This window comes from Colwellia sp. NW0002-52-1, assembly GCF_057550865.1.
The window spans coordinates 176,855-198,029 of sequence record NZ_BAAJLU010000004.1 but is presented as its reverse complement, the minus strand read 5'-3'; the positions used below and the strand labels follow the sequence as shown (position 1 = coordinate 198,029).

The window sequence follows — 21,175 nt, the reverse complement described above, 5'->3', positions numbered from 1 at the left end:
AAACTAAGACGAAAAATTAAATTTGAGACTGAAATTACTATTAGATATATCTGTAAATTAGTAAACTGACAAGCAAAAAATTTTTATATATATGCCTTTTTACAACTTTTAGCTATAATGATGCGAATTTTTCGGCGCCATCATAATAGACTTTTTAGCAAAATTTAAGGGCTGAAGGAAAATAACTTCAGTTTTTCACCTGTTATAACAATTTTTTACAATCACCCAGGTAGATTGCGTTCATTTAAGTGAATTTCAATACCTATTAACTAGGAAGAGAATATACATGACGACTTCATGGTCAACCTTTAAAAATAAAATCAGCCAGTGTTTATGCCCACCAGGTAACGGAATTTTTACCGTTAACACAGCAAAAGAACGCAAGGAGCGTTTACATAACGCCTTATTTGGCCAATCAGACAATATTGAAGCGCTATGGCAGCAAAGTGTAGAAAAGCTGCCAGAATCGACTAATGCGGTGATTCTAGGCATTGCTTCAGATTGTGGTGGAGGTATTTTGCGTGGCGCTAACTGGGGCCCTTTATTTGTTCGCTCAACACTATTAGAACAATATCCGAATTTAAATGCCTTTGATTTAGGAGATGTGCGTGTTATTCCACATTTACTTCATGATAAATACCTCAATGAAGCGACTATAGCGAACTGTCGAAAAGCGCTTTATCAAGATGAAAACAGCGCATTCCCAGTAAGCCCATTAACGATAACTGAAGATGTATTACATGACTTTTACGCTGAGTTTCCGAAAAAAGGAATTTTTGGTATTGGTGGTGATCATTCAGTAAGTTACCCGTTAACTAAAGCGTATTTACAGGCGAAAAAGAAACAAGGTATTCGTGCGGCAATTATACACTTTGACGCTCATACCGATTTGTTAGTGGAACGTTTAGGTATCGACTTATGTTTTGGTTCGTGGTGTACCCACATTTTAGATGACTTAACCGATTACCGTGACTTAATTCAAGTGGGTATTCGCTCAAGTGGCAAACCTAAAACACATTGGGAAAGCACTTTTGGCGTGAAACAGCACTGGGCTCATGAAGTTAAAGAGCAAGGTGTTGAGGCTATCATTGCAAAAATCATCAAACAATTAAAAGATGATAAAGTAGACGAAGTTTATGTCAGTTTTGATATTGACGCACTAGATGAAACCTATGCTTCAGCAACGGGCACACCAGAGCCTGATGGTTTATCACCAAACGAGTCAATGCAAATATTACGTGCCGTAGCAGCACAATGCCCTATTACGGGTGCTGATATGATGGAAATCGCACCATTTACTGATAGCACTGGCTTAGGTGAAGTAAGTCGAGATAGAACGCTTGCAGCAGGCGCTGAGATTTCAGCCTTCTTGATTGAAGAAATGAATAAGTAAGCAAAATAGTTTGTAAAACTGCATAAGAAAAAGCCGCTAATTTAGCGGCTTTTTTGTTTTCAGGCAGTTTAATTCGTTATTGAATCACAATACTAACTGGGCTCAATGTTGTTGTTAACCCTAACGGACTCTCAACTGATATTTCCAATATACCACTCTTAGGTTCAGCTTCGCCTTTTATAGCCACACCAAAACTACTACCACCATTGCTTCCATCACTTGGCCAAGTAAAACTACTCGTTCCAACTACAGAGCCAACACTTGCAGTGAAAGATACAATAGTACCGGCAGGCATAGGTTGGTTATGAAAATCAGCAATAATCATACTAACAGTACCTGTGCTTTCACCAGCGATATATAAGGTTGTATCCGTAGAGTCAAAGTCCGCCGACGTATCTGATATCGCGTCATTTGTAGCCGTTAATGTTATATAAGGTGAGTTACCCGACATAATAATAAAGGTTGAACCACGAACATTTGTTGATACTTTTTGGCTTTTCTTGGTAGGGTCTGTTTCATCATCAGGATCAGCACAATATTGATTCGCTGTTTCAGTACCTGGGTTTGTTACATCGTTAAAACCACATAGAATACCGTTATAAGCTGCATCTTCAGTGTCAAAAACGCCATTATTATTAAAGTCAGTAAACTCTTCTAGTTCACCGCCTATTTCACCACTAGTTTCAGCCGGGTTAAATACACCATCTTCATTATGATCTACAAAAGCTTCTTTTAGATCATAAGGTAAGTCACTTACATTTAAACCTTGAAATAATGTGTATTCACTTTCATCGAATCGGCCATTACCATTTTTATCAGGAAATGATTCTTCGCCAATCGCTGTCGCCAATATAGAAGCACGGCCACCATACTCTTGACCTAGGTAGTTTTTGTTATTTGCTAACGGCAAGCGCGCACAAAATATGCTGGTATCAGCATCATCAGCTAAGGTACAAAAACTCTGCGTTAGTACTTTACCTGCAGGTCTCGGGCTTTGACTGCGCCACATAACACTACAAATGCCGTTGTCGGTTGTACATGATGCTTCAATTGAACCGCCTTCTGTAGTAAAGCTAACCGCTGTTCCATCGGGTACTGGGTTATTAAAGGCATCAGCCATACGAACAGTAACCGGCACTTCAATACCATCTGTGTTCCATGCTTCTGGGTTAGCTTGGCTACGTGCAATACTGAAACTGTCTTGATCAGGTAAGCCAGTTGAAACTACAAGTAAACTCGACTGAGTAAAAACAACCTCTCCACTTAAGGTTTCTGTTGAAGCAGTTACGCGCACACTTGTTGGCACTGAGCCTGAATTAACAACTGTCTGAACTGTTCCTTGCGCGTTAGTAGTAGCTTGTACTTGACTTAACGTAATGCCACCAACATCTGTATTTAGCGCAAAATTTACAATACGGTTATTATAAGCATTACCGTCCGTATCTTTAACTTTAAATATAACCGTTGAGCTCTCAGAGCCGCTCACGATACCAGCACCAACAATGCCAATATTATCAGGAGTAGCTGAGACAAACTCAATACTACCAATATCTGCTGCTAATACATTAATTGTCGCATTAGCTGATAAATTGATACCACCTGCATTGGCAGTAACATTGATTGGATCATCACCTGTACAACCTGTAGCTAAATAAGTACTGGTTGCAACACCATTTGCCGTAGTAATAGGGCTACTTAATGTCGCAAGCGATTGAGTAGCACATGCAGAAGAAAAATTAACTTCTACCGGCTCAGTAAACAAGTTTCCTTGGTCATCAATAATAGATACTGATACTACACTTGTACCACCAGCAGAGACTTGCGCTAAGCTAACCTCAGCAACACCTTCTACAAATGGTGTTCCACTGCCCATGGTGACAGATGAAGAACCAACCACAAATAAAACTTGACCTGTTTCACCACTCACTATCGAAGCGACAATGGTGCCAGCACCTAAATTGTCTCCAGCAAAAACGTCTACGGTTGCTTCTCCGTCACTATTGGTAAGCGCAGAAGCAATTGGGATCTCACCCACTGTGGTAGTAAAACTTACGATAACTGGCGCACTAATACCATTTATTGTGGCGATAGCTTTAGCGGGTTTTGAAGAAGTTACTGTATTAGTTGCATTACCATCAGCATCAACTAAAGCCACAGTAATATTAATGTCGCCTACAACATTTATATCATCACCTTGGGTAGTAAAGCCCAAAGGTGTTGTAGAGCTTTCGCCCGACGATATCGAGGCCGATATTTCACTCGCACCTCTGACACTACCCGCAGTTAACGTAATTGTAGCAATGCCACTATCGTTAGTTAACGCGGTACCAGATGTAGGCGAAAATGAGCCTAATCCAGTTTCAAAAGTTACCGAACGTCCAACAACAGGTGTAGTTCCTTGCATAACTGTTGCAGTAACAGTCGCTGGCTCGGCGCCGGTAACTGTTGTATCTGAAATAGCTAAAGAAATTGTTATAGCGTCTGGTGTACTACCATCGCTGCCATCGGTAGTTTCATCGAATCCACCACTACTGCCGCCACAACCCACTAAGGTTGCAAACAGTAAAATTAAACTAAAGCGTTGAAGTAGCGCCATAAAAAGCATCTCCTGGTAATTTTTTTATCAACTTATTCCATCTTAACCGAATTTTTATAAAAAGGTCAGTGAATAACTAAAAAAACATAATATATTCATTGGTAATGATTTTTTAGCAGGTAAAACAGTTGTATTTCATCCATAAAATTAAAGTTCAAGACACTTACTTTAGCGCTATTTTATTTTAATTAATTCGCGTTATATCTTTATCAAAATAAGGTGGGCATAGACTGATAAGATGATTAAGGCAGTTTTCATTTTTAGCTCAATTAAAATAAAGCGATTTAAGCATCAATAAAATTTAAGAAATAACCTAACTTAGTTAATATTTAGTCAATTAAATAGTTAAGTAAGCCTAAATAAGAATTATCGGTTAAATTCAACTACTGAGAGGCTTTTATCATTTGATTTATGTCCTTAGCAACAACATAATAAGGAATCGTTCAATAAAATTAAAATAATATGACTGAAAAAAAACAAGCAAGTTTAACTACTAGAATTGTTACAGGCATGGTTGCAGGTATTCTCCTTGGTTCGTTTTTCCAATGGTTAATGCCTGATGGCTCAGATCTAGTTATCCCTTTATATCTCTTTGATTTTTCAATACGTGGCTTTTTTGTAGATGGTGTTTTTGAGGTCATCGGTCAAATATTTATTGCCAGCTTACAAATGTTGGTGGTGCCATTAGTTTTTGTTTCTTTAATTTGTGGCACTTGCTCCCTTAAAGATACCACTAAGCTTGGTAGAATTGGTGGTAAAGCCATTGGCATGTATTTATTAACCACTGCCATCGCTATTAGCTTCGCCATGAGTTTAGCGCTACTGGTTAGCCCTGGAGAAGGCGTAAATATGGTTGCCGGTTCAACGTTTACTAGCCGAGAAGCTCCTTCGCTAGCACAAGTATTAATTCAAATGTTCCCAAGTAATCCATTCGCTGCTTTTGCACAAGGCAATATGTTACAGGTGATTATTTTTGCTTTATTGTTTGGTATTGCTATTGCCTTATCAGGTAAAGCCGGAGATCGCATTGCTGCTTTATTTGAAGACATGAGCGTTGTTGTTATGCGCCTAGTTACGATATTAATGAACATTGCACCTTATGGCGTGTTTTGTTTATTGGCTGGCTTGTTTACCGATGTATCGTTGAGCACTTTTGGCAACTTAATCGAGTACTTTTTAGTGGTAGTTTTTGCATTGTTATTGCACGCCTTTATTACTTACCCTGTTTTACTTAAATTACTGACCGGTTTAAATCCATTAATTTTCTTGAAGAAAATGCGTGATACCGCCATCTTTGCTTTTTCTACTTCAAGCAGTAATGCCACTTTACCTATCACACTAGAAACAACCACCAAGAAAATGGGGGTTAAAAACTCAATAGCATCATTTACAGTTCCTTTAGGCGCTACTATCAACATGGATGGCACCGCAATTATGCAAGGTGTGGCTACAGTATTTATAGCGCAAGTATTTAGTCAAGATTTAACATTAACTGATTACTTAATGGTAATACTAACCGCAACGCTCGCTTCAATTGGTACCGCAGGTGTACCTGGTGTTGGGTTAATTATGTTGGCCATGGTACTTGAGCAAGTAGGATTACCTGTTGAGGGTATTGCTTTAATTATAGGTGTAGATCGCTTACTCGATATGACACGAACAGCAGTTAATGTTACAGGTGATAGTATGGTAACTGTGGTTGTTGGTAAGTCTGAAGACCAATTTGACGAAGCGGTATTTAACGACCCTGATGCAGGTAAAAATATTGAAGAAATAGATTTTCATGATTTAGATAAAGCAAGTAATGATAAATAATATCGAGTTAAATTCAGCTTGGACATTATGTAGGACAGCACCAAGTTGAAAAACACCCACTAAAAAGGCGCTAATTAGCGCCTTTTTATTATTCCAGATAACTAGCCTTACTTTAAAAAACAAATAACTTGTAGTGTATTTATCCGGTAATAAGCGGTTCAAAACCCTTCACTAAATCGTCAATAGCTTTCATTTGAGCTAGGTAAGGCTCAAGCTTATCTAATGGTAATGCACACGGGCCATCACATTTCGCGGTTAATGGATCTGGGTGTGATTCAATAAATAATCCGGCAATGCCAATTGCCATACCACTACGTGCTAATTGTGCAGCTTGAGCGCGTCGCCCATCGGCTGAATCTTCTCTGCCACCTGGTTGTTGTAAAGCATGCGTGGCATCGAAAATAACCGGTGCATAGTTCTTCATTTCATCCATGGCTAACATATCAACAACTAAGTTATTGTAACCAAAACAGCTACCGCGCTCACAAAGAATAATATCTTCATTGCCCGATTCAGCAAACTTTTTAATGATATGACGCATTTCGTGAGCGGCAAGAAACTGAGGTTTTTTGACATTGATAATCGCCCCCGTTTTTGCCATCGCCACGACTAAATCTGTTTGACGCGCTAAAAATGCAGGTAACTGAATAATGTCAGCCACTTCAGCAACAGGCGCAGCCTGATATGTTTCATGCACATCAGTAATAATAGGTACATTAAAGGTTGATTTTATTTCTTCAAAAATCTTTAAGCCTTCATCTAAACCTGGACCTCTATATGAGTTAACCGATGAACGGTTAGCCTTATCAAACGAAGCCTTGAAAACGTAAGGTATATTAAGCTTTTGGGTTACTTCAACATAACGTTCGGCAATGGTCATTGCTAAATCACGTGACTCAAGCACATTCATGCCACCAAAAAGTACAAAAGGTTTATCGTTTGCGATTTCAATATCGCCAAGTGAAATTAATTGTTTTGTCATAATATTTCCAAAATATGTGATGCCAAGTTGATTAATTAGCGGTTCATTCTCAAAGAGAAAGAGTAGAACACTTAATTAATCAAATTGGTCTTAAAAGTTAATCGCTATTAGCTACCAACAATTCTTAACAATTGGCCACATAACCATGCCATGTATGTACCTAAAGCATAGCCGAGAACTGCGAGTAAAACGCCTACCGGTGCAAGTGAAGGATGAAAAGCCGATGCAATAACCGGTGCTGATGCTGCACCACCAATGTTAGCCTTACTACCAACGGCTAAATAAAATACCGGTGCTTTAATAAACTTACCAACCGCAAATAATAAGATCACATGCACTGCCATCCAAATTAAGCCTATAACCATATATTTAGGCGCTTCAACAATTTGTGTGATATCCATATGCAAGCCGATAGTGGCTACCAACACATAAAGAAAGCTACTGCCAACTTTTGATGCGCCAACAGCTTCTAATTTTCTTACCTTAGTAAACGAAAGCGTTAAGCCAATAGTCGTCACTAAAACAATGATCCAAAATAATTTACTGTGTAAGCTAAATTTCTTTAGTTCTGGATAGTTATTTTGAAAAAATGGTACTAAATAATCAGCAGCAAAATGGGCTAAACCTGCGGCACCAAAACCAACAGCAAGAATAAGCATATAGTCTTTCAGCTCAGGTTGTTTTGAGTTTTCGCGCGTTTCTGCTTCAACCTTTTCGATCAATCGGTCAATACTAGAAGTGTCTGCGCCATTTTTAGCATCAATACGTTTATGGTTTGCCGCCATATAAAGTAAAGCTGCCATCCAAATGTTAGCAACCACAATATCAACAGTCACCATGATGGTAAATATATTACCGTCAGCGCCATAAATTTCTTTCATGGCAAGCATATTAGCGCCGCCGCCAATCCAACTACCTGCTAAAGCGGCCATTCCACGCCAAACAGCGTCAGGGCCCGTTACGCCAATTAACTCAGGCCATACAGCAGAAACTATCAATAAGGCTAATGGCCCGCCAATAATAACGCCGACAGTGCCCGTTAAAAACATAATAACGGCTTTGCTACCTAAACCTGCTATCGCTTTAATATCGATACTAAGCGTTAACAACACTAAACATGCCGGCAACAGAAAGTATTTCGCTACTTCGTCAACTTGGCTTACTTCAGCACTAACAATGCCAAACGTATTTAATAATGAGGGTAATAAGTAACACATTAATAATGCGGGTACATATTTATAAAATGAACGACAAGCAGCATTGCTACTGTTTGATGTATAAAAAACTAAGCCTAGAATTAACGCCAAAATTCCGAGCACCGTGGCATCGTTAGTGATTAATGGCGTATTTACCAAAACTGTATCTTGCATTACTTATCCTTTTAATTTACTGAATTTACTTAGTTATTATTTTTATATTTTATTTTAACCGGTAAACTTTAATTAGTGCAGTATCGTATCTGAAATTGAAATTTTATCTAGTTGTTGCTTTAATAATTGCGCAGCTGGATCTTTTGGGCATTGCTCAACAAAGTATTGATAGTCATCGTATGCAACTTTAAAACAATCAAGCTGGTGTAATAAGAAACCACGATCACGACGTTCAAAAGGATCGTCTGGATTTAATGCTAACAACATATCAACACACTTTAGTGCGTTACTGTATGCTTGCTCACGAATAAAGGCCGCTTTTAAACTTGTAATATGTTCAAGTACTAAGCTCTCTTGTTTCATAATATCTAAAGTCACTTCAAATGGGTCACCTGAGATCTCACTCATTCGGATATCAAGTTCATGCCAATTTAAAGATTCGCCCGTAACTGGGTCAAATATAATGGCGTAATTATCATCACATATTATTCTCAACATGGCTTTTTCTGGCACATAAACGATATCGGCCTTACAGTCACAGCTATTGGCTACATATGCAATGAGCACCGCTTTTAAAACCGGCGAAATTAGCTTATGTGTTAATGCTGATGATGTTTGAAATGAAATTACCGGCCAGTTTTGTTGCTGGTTATCAATGAATAACTGATCAACAAACAAGGCATTAATTAGCACTTCAGCGCGCTCTACGGGATCTTTAATTTCATCGGTTTCTGCTTGGCAATAAGCAACAAGTTCATCTAACTCAGATTGAACCGTGGTATTTTGACCAAAAATATACGTTTCTACTAATAGAAAAGTTTGTAGTAATTCATTTTTTTCAGATTTAATTTCTGATAACAACAATTCGTTCATGCATACTCTATTAAATTTAATATTTATAAGCTCGCTAGAAACACAGTTTCCTTACTTATCGCAATGCGTACAATTAACATTACCCAGCCTATCGCACCTAAAAAACCAATAATTTGCATGGTACGATTACGCGCCAATTTCAAGGTGTAGTAACCTGTAAAAATATAAGCAAAAACGGCTAATAGCTTTTCAGCCAACCACAATTGTTCAGCTGGATTTATTGCTAACTTGATTGATAAAGCTATGCCAAGACCAAGCAATAATGTATCGATAATATGTGGGGCAATTTTCAGCCATTTCAATGACAATTTATTTGAATTGACTAAGGTTAAAGCAAAGCGAAAAGTAAACAGTAAAATACTGATCACAGCCACGGTCATGTGTAAGTGTTTAAGCATAATGAACTCCATTTAGTTTATTGTTATTCTTTTGTTTTAGTTTTAGTTTTAGTTTTTACACTGAGTAACAAGCAAGTGTAATGCGGTCGTTGTTACTATAATCTTTAATTGTTTCAATTTCGCTATAAGCAAAATCTGCGAGTATTTGCTTTACTGCAAGGCTTTGTTCAAAACCATGCTCGATATACAAAAATCCACCAGCATTTAAAAATTTTCTCGCCTTGTTAGCTATAACCTTAATATCGGCTAAACCACTATCTGCTGCAACTAACGCAGTTTTAGGCTCATACCTTACATCACCTTCACTTAGGTGATGGTCATTCTCGTCAATATAAGGTGGGTTACTGACAATAATATCAAAAGACTTATTTACAGAAACATTTTCAAACCAATCACTTTGATAAATATCAACATGCGATAAGTTTAAATTTTTTGCATTGCGTTTAGCAAGTTCAACTGCATCGTGATTAAAGTCTATCGCTTCAATAATCCATTGCGGCTTCTCTGATGCCAATGCTAATGCAATTGCCCCTGTACCAGTGCCTAAATCCAAACACTTTAAGTGTTCGTTTACATGTTGAGATAACACCAGCTCAACTAGTACTTCGGTATCGGGACGAGGAATTAAAGTAGCTGGAGATACTTGAAATGGTAAAGACCAAAACTCGCGCAAGTTAACAATATAAGCAATAGGCTCACCTGCAATTCTGCGAAGCATTAACTCAATAAAGTGCTTTGTTTGCTCTTGAGATAATAGTTTTTCTGGCCAGGTTAATAAAAAACTACGCTCTTTATTAATAACGAAGCAGATTAAAATTTCAGTATCTAATTTTGCGCTATCAGATTGAGGCGACAAAAGTTCTTCACCGTAAGCAATTAAATTAGCTAGGGTCATCGACGATACAAGTTCAACCGATAACCCCTTTGTTGCTACAGACTTAATCACTAATTCTGCTCAGCAAGCTCTGCCAATAGATCAGCCTGACTTTCTTGCATGATAGGTTCAAGCACTAATTGCAAGTTGCCTTCCATGATCTCGTTTAAACGATAAAGCGTGAGGTTAATACGGTGATCACTCATGCGCCCTTGCGGGAAGTTGTACGTACGAATACGTTCAGATCGATCACCACTAGCGACTAAATTACGGCGTGATGACTCTTCAGCACTACGACGTTTTTCATCTTCGGCTTGTTGCAAACGCGCTTGCAATACAGACATAGCTTGCGCACGGTTTTTATGTTGCGAACGCTGGTCTTGACACTCAACAACCACACCACTTGGAATATGCGTGATACGTATAGCAGAGTCTGTTTTGTTAACATGCTGACCACCCGCTCCTGAGGCGCGGAAGGTGTCTACTTTCAAGTCTGCTTTATTAATTTCAATCGCTTGTGATTCTGGAATTTCTGGCATCACAACTACAGTACATGCAGATGTATGCACTCGACCTTGAGATTCAGTTTCTGGCACACGTTGTACCCGGTGTCCACCTGACTCATATTTCATTTGTCCGTACACACCGACGCCATTGACCTTAGCAACAATCTCTTTAAAGCCACCTTGTTCACTTTCGTTAGAATTCATTAATTCTATTTTCCAACCTTGCTTTTCAGCATAGCGACTGTACATACGAAATAAATCACCAGCAAAAATAGCCGCTTCATCACCACCCGCGCCTGCGCGAATTTCAACAAAGCAATTGTTATCGTCTTTAGGGTCACGAGGTAATAACAATACTTGCAGCTCGCCGGTCATTTCTTCTACCGCTTTCTTTGCCGCTTTAAATTCTTCTTGCGCCATTTCGCGCATATCAGGGTCTTCATCTTTAAGCATTTCTTCTGCGGTAGCAAAATCATTCTCAGCCTCTTGATAAGCATGAAACGCCGTTGTAACTACTTCTAATTGTGAGAATTCTTTCGATAAGGCTTGGAACTTTTCTTGATTCGAAATAGTTTCAGGATCAGACAATAACGCTTGAACTTCTTCAAAGCGTTCGACAAGTATCTCAAGTTTTTGGTAAACAGATTTATTCATTAAATGATCTTATATAGTCAATAATTGATGAATTGTGCCAATTTGATTAATTTAATGGGCTACTTTTTTATAAGGTAAAATGGATAAACACAAGATATAAACATTAGTAAGTTATTATTATACTTATAAATTTTATAACGTTGTGGATTTTCATCTTAACCATTAACTATAAGCAGTTCATTAATCAACGTGGTATTACTTGCGCATTATATTCGACTAAGCCGGTAATTAGCAGTGATTTATACAAAATGGATAAATAAATACCTATTTGCGTGTTAGAGAAAGTTTACTTTCATGAGAAAAACAGGATTAAAGCTAATTAGTATGGCTATTCTTTATGGCGAATATCAAAAATATCACGCAAGTAAACAAGTCGATCTAATTGACCACCTTGTGCAGCAGATTGAATAGCACTCGTAGGGGCATGCATAAATTTATTCGTTAGTTTAGTGGCAAGCTCAGCAATAACCGCTTCAGGGCTTTTATCTGCAGATAATTGTTGCAGCGCTTTTTCTAATAATTGATCGCGGCTTTCTAAGCACTGTTTACGATAAGAAATTACCGTATCTTGTGTATTTAATCCCCGTAGCCACGACATAAAACTGGCCGATTGGTCGGATACTATGCCTTCAGCCAATACTGCCTCTTTACGACGATTATCTAAATTTTTTGAAATTATATTTTGTAAATCATCAACAGTATAAAGAAACACATCTTCAAGATCAGAAACTTGCTCTTCAATATCGCGCGGTACCGCTAAATCTACCATAAACATAGGTCGATGCTTTCTTTTGGTTAACGCTTTTTCTACCATACCTTTACCAATAATAGGTAAGGTACTGGCTGTTGAGCTGATAACGATATCTGCGCTAGCCATCATTTCAGGGATCTGTGCAAGCGTTATAACATCAGCACCAAATTTATTTGCCATATTTTCTGCACGGCTAAGTGTCCGATTGGCAACAGTAATATGGCCAACGTTATTTTCATACAAATGTTTAGCAACTAATTCAATCGTTTCACCAGCGCCTACCAGCAATACTCTAGTTTTGTCTAAACTTGCAAAAATATGTTTGGCTAAGTTAACAGCGGCAAAAGCTACCGAAACGGCGCTAGCACCAATCTCAGTATCGGTTCTAACTTGTTTTGCAACACCAAAAGTACGCTGAAACAATCTATCCATAACCAAAGCCATTGAGCCAGCAGCTTTAGCTTGCTTATAGGCTTGCTTCATTTGTCCTAATATTTGCGGTTCACCTAATACTAGAGAATCTAAACCACAAGCAACACGCATCATATGATTAACCGCATGTTGATCTTTATGCCAATATAAACTGGGAGATATGGTTGATGCTGGTACATTATGATGTTGCTCTAACCAGCGTACTAAACGTTCTTGGGTTAAGGTTACATCACCGTCTTGAACAATATATAACTCAGTACGATTACAGGTTGATAAAATAGCAGCTTCTTTACAGTCTACTGAGTGGATCAGTTCCTGTAATGCCGAACTCAAGTTATCAGGGTTAAATGAAATTTTTTCCCTAACAGCAACCGGTGCGGTTTTATGATTGATACCTACTGCAACTATCGACATATAAATATATTGAGTCCAAAAATGGTTAATAACCGGAAAAAGCAAGACAAATGTTAAATAATATTGCAGTTAATTATACGCTTAAAACGCCTATATTGTGGTTAAATATGTGTTTATCAACGTGATTTAATATGTTTATCTGTGAGTTTTTGAAAAAAAACTATGATCTGCAATGAAAAATCGCGATAATTTTACGAAAGTTCCGCCTAAATTGAAAGCATGTAAGTTATATGTTTTCGTTATTTGTTATTGTTTCAAAGCTCGAAAGGAAAGTAATGCCGCACAATAACCACAGGAAAACTATGCATTATAAACAACTCCTCATACTACTTTTTACCAGCATATTAAGCGCTTGTAGTAGTATTAATGATATTCCCGTGAGCGATAAGCAACAAAATCAGGATATTGAAACTCGAAATAAGCAAGTATCAGCGCTCAAGAGTTGGACCATTACTGGGAAAATAGCCTTTATAAATGAGCAAAATCGACAAAGTGCAACATTGCATTGGCAAAAAAATGATACTGAAAAGTCGGAGTCACTGAATTTATCAACATTATTCGGTATTCAAGTTTTATCTCTCAAAAAGCAACATAACAACGTGACTTTAGAGGTTGATGGCCAAAGCTATGCGACACAAAATTTAGATGAGTTAATATACACATTAACTGGTCTAAACCTGCCAACTCGTGCAATGAGCTATTGGTTAAAAGGCTTAGCTTACTTACCTTCTGACAAAGTTGTTTATCACGATAAAACTCAACTTCCTGAAAGTTTAACGAGCAGTTATAACAATAAAGTATGGCAAGTAAAATACAGTAAATATCATCACATTGAACAGTTTCAATTAGCAAAGCAATTAACAATAACCCAAGGCGAGTTGCGGATTAAAATTGTTATACACTCATGGAAAACTTAGCGAGATAGTTTTGAATACAACGTCATTTACAACATTTCCTTCACCGGCAAAACTTAATTTATTTCTACATATTGTTGGCAGAATGGACAATGGTTATCATCAGTTAGAAACCGTTTTTCAGTTTCTCGATTACCACGATACCTTAGCTTTTAAGATCACTGAAAATAACGCAATAACCCTGCTTACTCCTATCCCTGGCGTTGATAATAACGACAATTTAATCATTAAAGCTGCGAGATTATTACAAAGCTTTACCGGTTGCCATCAAGGTGTAGATATTCAATTAGAGAAACGATTGCCTATGGGGGGCGGCTTAGGTGGTGGTTCATCTAATGCGGCAACGGTATTACTTGCTCTAAACACATTGTGGAAAACTAACTTAACGATTAAACAACTTGCTGAACTTGGCCTAACCCTTGGCGCCGATGTACCTATTTTTATTCACGGCTATGCTGCCTTCGCACAAGGTATTGGTGAGCAACTTACTCCTGCCTCACCAAAAACTTATTGGTATTTAATATCAAAGCCTAATTGTAGTATTTCTACACAAAGTGTTTTTACCTCGAAAGATTTAACACGAGATACGCCCTCTATACGTTACAGCGATGATAACATCGAAAATTATCACAATGATTGCCAAACTTGGGTAATTAAACACTACCCCGAGGTTGCCAAACTACTGGCTTGGTTGATAGAATATGCGCCGTCCCAGATGACAGGAACTGGTGCGTGTATTTTCTCACGTTTTAGCTCTAAACAAGAAGCGTGCTATGTACAATCTTTACTACCTGCTGGTATAGAATCATTCGTAGCCGAAGGACTAAATAAATCGCCCTTACATGCTGAAATTGCAGCGGTAAACGACAATTAAGTTCGGATGAAATTAAAATAAATGCCATTAAAACTGGCAAAAATAAAATAATTTGCTGATATTTAACATACCGTTTTATTCAGTATCGTAATTTAAATGTCAAAAGTTTCTGAGGAACTGACAGTGCCTGACATGAAGATTTTTGCGGGTAACGCCACCCCTGAACTGGCCAAACAAATCGCTAATCGCTTATACATCACCTTAGGCGAAGCCAAGATTGGTAGTTTTAGTGATGGTGAAATAAGTGTTGAAATTACTGAAAACGTGCGTGGTGCCGATGTTTTCATTATTCAATCAACATGCGCTCCTACCAATGATAACTTAATGGAATTAATCGTGATGATTGATGCGCTTCGTCGTGCATCTGCTGGTCGTATTACTGCTGTTATGCCTTATTTTGGCTATGCACGTCAAGACCGTCGCGTTCGCAGTGCTCGTGTACCAATTACAGCGAAAGTAGTGGCCGACTTTTTATCAAGTGTAGGTGTCGACCGTGTATTAACGGTTGATTTACACGCAGAGCAAATTCAAGGCTTTTTTGATGTACCAGTTGATAACGTATTTGGTACACCAATCTTACTTGAAGATATGTTAGCGCGTAACATCGAAAACCCTGTGGTAGTTTCTCCTGATATTGGTGGTGTTGTACGTGCTCGTGCTGTTGCTAAGTTATTAGAAGATGCTGATCTTGCCATCATAGATAAACGTCGTCCTAAAGCCAATGTTGCACAAGTAATGCATATTATTGGTGATGTAAAAGGACGAGATTGTTTCATCGTTGACGATATGATTGATACCGGTGGTACACTTGCAAAAGCCGCTGAAGCATTGAAAGAACATGGTGCTAAACGTGTATTTGCTTATGCAACTCACCCGGTACTTTCAGGTAATGCTGCTGAAAACTTAAAAAATTCAGTAATTGATGAAGTTGTTGTAACAGATTCAATTCCATTATCAGCTGAAATCAAAGCACTTGGCAATGTACGCCAACTTACTTTAAGTGGTATGTTGTCTGAAGCTATCCGCCGAGTTTGTAATGAAGAGTCAATATCTGCAATGTTTGATGCTTAAGTTTTAAACTTAAAATCAACTATTGAATAAAGCACCTTAGGGTGCTTTTTTTATGACCTCAAAATAAAATTAACGCTTTATGAAAAATACAACACTGTATTCTGATACCGATAAACCTTTATATAATACCAACTGAAATAAATAATCGATCATTTTAAGGCGGTTTAAATCGTCAATAACTTATTACATTGGGTATAATAACTTATTCTAAGTTTCAACCTGTAAAAAATAACTATCTCTTCATATACTAATAAAGGCTACACAAAATACTTTTATTTAGTATTGCTTTAAAAAAGGTACATTATGTCGTTATTAAAACAATTGAATCTATTTATTTACATGGCTATTTTTGTGTTTTACTCAAGCTTCGCCATCAGTAAAAAGGTTTATATTAATAACCTTGAATGGCCGCCTTATTTTTTCTCCACCCCTATCCTACCTGAGTTAGGCTTTGGCAAAGAAATTATAAATATGTGCATGAAAAATACCGCTTACCAGCCTAAATATAAAACATTGCCAGTAATGAGAACGCATCTTTATATGCAAACAGGCGATATAGATGTCAGTGTTTACTCTTATACAAAAGAACGCAATGCTTTTGTTTACTATGGTAAAGAACCCATATTTTCAACTACTTATGCCTTCGCATCTAAAAAAGATAACAACATCGTCATTAATAAACTTAGTGACATAGATAACTATACCGTTGGGCACCTTTCTGGTTTAACTTATACGCCAGAAATTTTAAACGCTATAAATAGTAAAAAAACCTTGCAGGAAGTGACTACCGGATATAGTTTTAAAGCTTTAATTCGTCAAATGCTAGCCTCTCCACAACGTTTTGAACTATTGCTTAACTCAAAAGAAACCATTCTTTGGTATGCAAACCAATTAGATGTAACAAATAAAATTACGGTTCATGATTTATTTATTGCTGAAAAAGACTATTACCTTACCGTGTCAAAGTTTTCTCAAAACATTCCCAATCCAGAGCAGCTATTAAACCAGTTAGATACCTGCATTAAAGATTTAAAAGTTAATGGTGAATACAAAGCACTTGCTCTGCAATATAACTTACAATTAAATGCCTACAATAATTAATTATTAATACCTGAACTTTAAACAACATAATATTGGATATAACTGCATTTGGGTGTTATCATGCTGCGCCTTTTTTAGCTAATTGCACTTGATTTCATATTCAGTGATTAAAAAGCAAGAAGGTAACAGGTTGCTTTTGGTCGCAAAAAGTAACAACTTTTAATTTTTATATAATGGATATTACCATGACAGATTTATTTACATTGGATGCTGAAGTACGTACAGATTTAGGGAAAGGTGCGAGCCGCCGCCTACGTCACGCGAACAAAGTTCCAGCAATTATTTACGGTGAAGGCAAAGAGCCTGTTTCTTTAACGTTAGAGCACAAAAATGTTTTCCGTGCACAACAAGAAGAAGCATTTTACTCTCACGTTTTAACAATCAACGTTGACGGCAAGCCTGTTGAGTGTCTTTTAAAAGACATGCAACGTCACCCGTACAAGCAAGTTGTAATGCACTTAGATTTTTTACGTATCAATGCTAAAAATGCTGTACAAGTTAACGCTCCAATTCACTTCTTAAATGAAGAAGAAGCAGAGAAACTTGGTGGTACTATGGCTCACCATATGAATGAAATCGCAATTACATGTTTACCTGCTGACATTCCTGAGTACATCGAAATTGATGTTGCTAACTTAGAAATTGGTCAAACTTTACATTTATCAGATATCACTTTACCAAAAGGTGTTACTTCTGATGAGCTAGCTAAAGGCGAAGATCATGACCAAGCAGTAGCTACATTAAATGCTGATAAAGTTGTAAGTGAAGATGACGAAGCTGCAGATGAAGCTCCTACAGAAGCTCCAGCTGAGTAATCGTTAACTTTACTCACCGAAATAAGCTTAAAGGGCATGTTTAATAACAGACCCTTTAAGCTTTTTAGTTTTCAAGCCGCTTGATTTATCAAGCTGAAATTTGAATAACCAGAGTAAACGATTAAATGACGATTCAGTTAGTAGTTGGATTAGGAAACCCAGGTTCCGAATACAGTAAAACCCGTCATAACGCTGGTGATTGGTTTGTTCAAGAGCTTGCTTCACGTTATAACATCTCGCTAAAGCCAGAAAAAAAATATTTTGGTCTCTACGGTAAAGGATTAATTGCTGGCCAATTAGTTCACCTTCTTATTCCTACCACCTTTATGAATCGTAGCGGACAATCAGTAGCTCCATTAGCAAATTTTTTTCGTATTCCTGTTGAAAATATTCTCGTTGCACACGACGAACTCGATATGTTACCTGGTGTTTGTAAAATAAAACTCGGTGGCGGACATGGTGGACACAACGGCTTACGCGATATTATTTCGTCATTAGCAAACAATAAAGAATTTTATCGGTTACGCATCGGTATTGATCATCCAGGTCATCGCGACCGCGTTACTGGGCATGTGCTTGGCAAAGCGCCAGCAATAGAACAAAACTTAATAGACCAAGCAATAGATGAAGCCGCGCGCTGTTTTGAAATTTGGCAAAAAGACGATGTGAAAAAAGCACAAAATCGTCTACATTCTTTTAAAGCGCAATAACGTTATTGCGTCAACATAATAGGTAAACATCATGGGTTTTAAATGTGGTATTGTTGGCTTGCCCAACGTAGGTAAATCAACACTTTTCAATGCGTTAACTAAAGCGGGTATTGAAGCTGCTAACTTCCCCTTTTGTACAATCGAGCCAAATACAGGTGTAGTACCTGTGCCAGATCCTCGTCTAGATGCTCTTGCAAGTATTGTAAAACCTGAACGTGTTTTAGCTACCACAATGGAGTTTGTCGATATCGCAGGCTTAGTAGCTGGCGCTTCAAAGGGTGAAGGTTTAGGTAACAAATTCCTCGCTAACATTCGTGAAACTGATGCCATTGGCCATGTTGTTCGTTGTTTTGAAAACGACAATATTATTCATGTTGCTAATAAAGTAAGTCCTATTGATGATATTGAAGTAATCAATACCGAGCTAGCCTTATCAGATATGGATACCGCAGAACGCGCTATTTTTCGTTTAGCTAAAAAAGCTAAAGGCGGCGACGCTGAAGCAAAGTTTGAAATGCCAGTTTTGCAAAAAATATTAAAACATGTTGAAGAAGGCGAAATGGTTCGCTCTTTAGCGTTAACTAAAGAAGAAAAAGCAGCTGTTGCCTACTTAAACTTTTTAACCATTAAACCAACCATGTACATTGCCAATGTAAATGATGACGGTTTTGAAAATAACCCTTACTTAGATCAAGTACAAGAGATTGCAGCAAAAGAAGGTGCTATTGTAGTTGCCGTATGTGCTGAAATTGAAAGCGAATTATCAGAAATGGATGATGAAGACCGTGTAGAATTTATGGCTGATTTAGGTCTAGAAGAACCAGGACTTAATCGGGTCATAAATGCGGGTTACTCTTTACTGCATTTACAAACCTACTTCACTGCTGGTGTAAAAGAAGTAAGAGCTTGGACAGTTAAACAAAACGCTACAGCTCCGCAAGCAGCAGGCGTTATCCACACTGACTTTGAAAAAGGTTTTATACGCGCTGAAGTTATTGCTTACGATGACTTTATTGAGTTTAATGGCGAGTCTGGTGCAAAAGAAGCAGGAAAATGGCGTTTAGAAGGTAAAGAATACCGAGTTAAAGATGGTGACGTTGTACACTTTAGATTTAACGTTTAATACCTAACTATTAAATAATAATAAAGAGAGCTGCGGCTCTCTTTTTTTTGGCAAGAACACTTTCCACTTATATCAACTATTATTAGGCCTTAATCACTCACTTCTCTTGCAAGTATAGGTTAAAAGCTACTTTGCACATCATAAATGCATTAAAATATAGGCAGTAATATTTGAAACCATCAAACATTTGCTGCATAAACTGGCAAAATTTCATTTTGCAGATAAACTTTCTAAAACAATAAAATAAATCAAATACCCTAGGAATTATATGAAAACCACACTACTAGCTTCTTTAGTACTTGCTACGGCACTTTCTTACGCACCACAAAGCTTAGCTTTTGATGAAAACATGTCTTTACGTATTTGTGAGTATGTCTCAATTAATGACAAAAAACGTTTACGAAAGTACTTAAAATCTAACAACATTACTATTAGATCTATATTTGATAGCATTCAATGCAACGGAGAAAACTTACTTACCTTCTCAGCCACTTCAAATGCTTTAGATGTTGGTGAGTATTTAATAGGAAAACTCCCAGTAAAAACAGTAAATGAAAACTTAGAGATAATAAAGAAAAGCTCAGCGCATTTAGCTAAAGTAGCGAATGAGCGTATAAAGTAAAGTTAACTTAATCAGTATGAATAAACTTATTAGTATTTTTTAGCTAATAAGTTTAACTTTCCTTGCCTTTTTTGCGCATATATCCGACAAATTGCACATTCAATAGCCAAACAAACAAAAAGTCTTATTTAATTGATAAAAAACGGTTGACGTAAGGCAATCAGATTTGCATAATACGCGCCACTTGCTGAGAGGCAAGATGGAATGGCTACATAGCTCAGCTGGTTAGAGCACATCACTCATAATGATGGGGTCCCAGGTTCAAATCCCGGTGTAGCCACCATTTCCACTCTTAGTAGTAATAGAAGAAATGCGGGTTTGGCGGAATTGGTAGACGCGCTGGATTTAGGTTCCAGTATCGCAAGATGTGAGAGTTCAAGTCTCTTGACCCGTACCATTCTACTAATAATTATCATCACGATACTTATTAGAAAGTAAATAACATTGTTGGGGTATAGCCAAGCGGTAAGGCAGCGGGTTTTGATCCCGTCATTCTGAGGTTCAAATCCTCATACCCCAGCCACTTTCTTTTATTCTCTGTATTATTCGAAAGTCCATCAATGTTAAAAAATTAAATTAATAGAAGTATTCAGTTGGGGTATAGCCAAGCGGTAAGGCAGCGGGTTTTGATCCCGTCATTCTGAGGTTCAAATCCTCATACCCCAGCCACTTTTTATTATTTATGTTCTATAGTTAGTTATATAGTTTTGATTTTTTCAAAACTACTACCTGAAAATGCGGAAGTGGCGGAATTGGTAGACGCGCTGGATTTAGGTTCCAGTATCGCAAGATGTGAGAGTTCAAGTCTCTCCTTCCGCACCATTCTAGATTTATTTATTACCTCTTTTTTATACTTCTTTTAAAATTTTATCTAATTTAATTATTAC

General features: G+C 37.5%; 18 protein-coding genes and 5 tRNA genes. 15 read left to right on the top strand and 8 right to left on the bottom strand.

The window, feature by feature from the left end; genetic code table 11:
* Positions 1–286: 286 nt before the first annotated feature.
* Complete coding sequence (locus tag AC27H3_RS06505; RefSeq protein WP_487104685.1) at positions 287–1,393, top strand: arginase family protein; 1,107 nt, start codon at positions 287–289, stop codon at positions 1,391–1,393.
* Positions 1,394–1,469: 76 nt separating this feature from the next.
* On the opposite strand, the gene AC27H3_RS06500 is transcribed toward AC27H3_RS06505, so the two are convergent.
* Positions 1,470–3,989, bottom strand: a complete 2,520-nt coding sequence (locus tag AC27H3_RS06500) for a hypothetical protein (RefSeq protein WP_487104683.1) — start codon at positions 3,987–3,989, stop codon at positions 1,470–1,472.
* A 462-nt stretch (positions 3,990–4,451) separates the two neighbouring features.
* Here AC27H3_RS06500 and AC27H3_RS06495 point away from each other — a divergent pair, with 462 nt between their 5' ends.
* Positions 4,452–5,804, top strand: a complete 1,353-nt coding sequence (locus AC27H3_RS06495; protein ID WP_085302216.1) for a dicarboxylate/amino acid:cation symporter — start codon at positions 4,452–4,454, stop codon at positions 5,802–5,804.
* A gap of 139 nt (positions 5,805–5,943) precedes the next feature.
* Here the strand turns inward: AC27H3_RS06495 and kdsA are convergent, their stop codons facing one another.
* The 7 genes from kdsA to hemA form a co-directional block, all read right to left on the bottom strand.
* Positions 5,944–6,786, bottom strand: a complete 843-nt coding sequence (gene kdsA / locus AC27H3_RS06490; protein WP_085302214.1) for a 3-deoxy-8-phosphooctulonate synthase — start codon at positions 6,784–6,786, stop codon at positions 5,944–5,946.
* Between the two features lie 107 nt (positions 6,787–6,893).
* Positions 6,894–8,156, bottom strand: a complete 1,263-nt coding sequence (locus AC27H3_RS06485) for a DUF819 family protein (protein ID WP_487104680.1) — start codon at positions 8,154–8,156, stop codon at positions 6,894–6,896.
* 72 nt (positions 8,157–8,228) lie between these two features.
* A complete protein-coding gene (locus AC27H3_RS06480; protein ID WP_487104678.1) occupies positions 8,229–9,029 on the bottom strand; it encodes a SirB1 family protein in 801 nt (266 codons plus the stop codon).
* Between the two features lie 23 nt (positions 9,030–9,052).
* Positions 9,053–9,427 (bottom strand): SirB2 family protein, encoded by a 375-nt coding sequence (locus AC27H3_RS06475; RefSeq protein ID WP_487104676.1) that lies wholly within the window; start codon positions 9,425–9,427, stop codon positions 9,053–9,055.
* Between the two features lie 55 nt (positions 9,428–9,482).
* The gene (gene prmC, locus AC27H3_RS06470; protein WP_487104751.1) at positions 9,483–10,322 is read right to left on the bottom strand and encodes a peptide chain release factor N(5)-glutamine methyltransferase; all 840 of its coding nucleotides are present in this window, start codon (positions 10,320–10,322) and stop codon (positions 9,483–9,485) included.
* Between the two features lie 50 nt (positions 10,323–10,372).
* Positions 10,373–11,461 (bottom strand): peptide chain release factor 1, encoded by a 1,089-nt coding sequence (gene prfA, locus AC27H3_RS06465; protein ID WP_487104674.1) that lies wholly within the window; start codon positions 11,459–11,461, stop codon positions 10,373–10,375.
* A 328-nt stretch (positions 11,462–11,789) separates the two neighbouring features.
* Positions 11,790–13,058 (bottom strand): glutamyl-tRNA reductase, encoded by a 1,269-nt coding sequence (hemA, locus tag AC27H3_RS06460; RefSeq protein ID WP_487104673.1) that lies wholly within the window; start codon positions 13,056–13,058, stop codon positions 11,790–11,792.
* Between the two features lie 302 nt (positions 13,059–13,360).
* Between hemA and lolB the strand changes: the two genes are divergently transcribed.
* The 13 genes from lolB to AC27H3_RS06395 all read left to right on the top strand — a co-directional run bounded on the left by lolB (position 13,361) and on the right by AC27H3_RS06395 (position 21,110).
* Positions 13,361–13,975, top strand: coding sequence for a lipoprotein insertase outer membrane protein LolB (lolB, locus tag AC27H3_RS06455; protein ID WP_487104671.1), 615 nt, complete (start codon positions 13,361–13,363; stop codon positions 13,973–13,975).
* Positions 13,976–13,985: 10 nt separating this feature from the next.
* Positions 13,986–14,846, top strand: coding sequence for a 4-(cytidine 5'-diphospho)-2-C-methyl-D-erythritol kinase (gene ispE, locus AC27H3_RS06450; protein WP_487104669.1), 861 nt, complete (start codon positions 13,986–13,988; stop codon positions 14,844–14,846).
* A gap of 123 nt (positions 14,847–14,969) precedes the next feature.
* Entirely contained in the window at positions 14,970–15,917 is a 948-nt protein-coding gene (locus AC27H3_RS06445) for a ribose-phosphate pyrophosphokinase (protein WP_085302198.1), read from the top strand.
* A gap of 303 nt (positions 15,918–16,220) precedes the next feature.
* The gene (locus AC27H3_RS06440; protein WP_487104667.1) at positions 16,221–17,018 is read left to right on the top strand and encodes a substrate-binding periplasmic protein; all 798 of its coding nucleotides are present in this window, start codon (positions 16,221–16,223) and stop codon (positions 17,016–17,018) included.
* 185 nt (positions 17,019–17,203) lie between these two features.
* Complete coding sequence (locus AC27H3_RS06435; protein ID WP_487104666.1) at positions 17,204–17,833, top strand: 50S ribosomal protein L25/general stress protein Ctc; 630 nt, start codon at positions 17,204–17,206, stop codon at positions 17,831–17,833.
* A gap of 125 nt (positions 17,834–17,958) precedes the next feature.
* Entirely contained in the window at positions 17,959–18,543 is a 585-nt protein-coding gene (gene pth, locus AC27H3_RS06430; protein ID WP_487104664.1) for an aminoacyl-tRNA hydrolase, read from the top strand.
* Between the two features lie 31 nt (positions 18,544–18,574).
* Positions 18,575–19,666 (top strand): redox-regulated ATPase YchF, encoded by a 1,092-nt coding sequence (ychF, locus tag AC27H3_RS06425; protein ID WP_487104662.1) that lies wholly within the window; start codon positions 18,575–18,577, stop codon positions 19,664–19,666.
* A 268-nt stretch (positions 19,667–19,934) separates the two neighbouring features.
* The gene (locus tag AC27H3_RS06420) at positions 19,935–20,288 is read left to right on the top strand and encodes a DUF3718 domain-containing protein (RefSeq protein ID WP_487104660.1); all 354 of its coding nucleotides are present in this window, start codon (positions 19,935–19,937) and stop codon (positions 20,286–20,288) included.
* A 206-nt stretch (positions 20,289–20,494) separates the two neighbouring features.
* Positions 20,495–20,571: transfer RNA gene (locus tag AC27H3_RS06415), tRNA-Met, on the top strand.
* Between the two features lie 29 nt (positions 20,572–20,600).
* A tRNA-Leu gene (locus tag AC27H3_RS06410) sits at positions 20,601–20,685 on the top strand.
* 51 nt (positions 20,686–20,736) lie between these two features.
* Positions 20,737–20,811 (top strand) — tRNA-Gln (locus AC27H3_RS06405).
* A 71-nt stretch (positions 20,812–20,882) separates the two neighbouring features.
* A tRNA-Gln gene (locus tag AC27H3_RS06400) sits at positions 20,883–20,957 on the top strand.
* 68 nt (positions 20,958–21,025) lie between these two features.
* Positions 21,026–21,110: transfer RNA gene (locus AC27H3_RS06395), tRNA-Leu, on the top strand.
* Positions 21,111–21,175 lie beyond the last annotated feature (65 nt).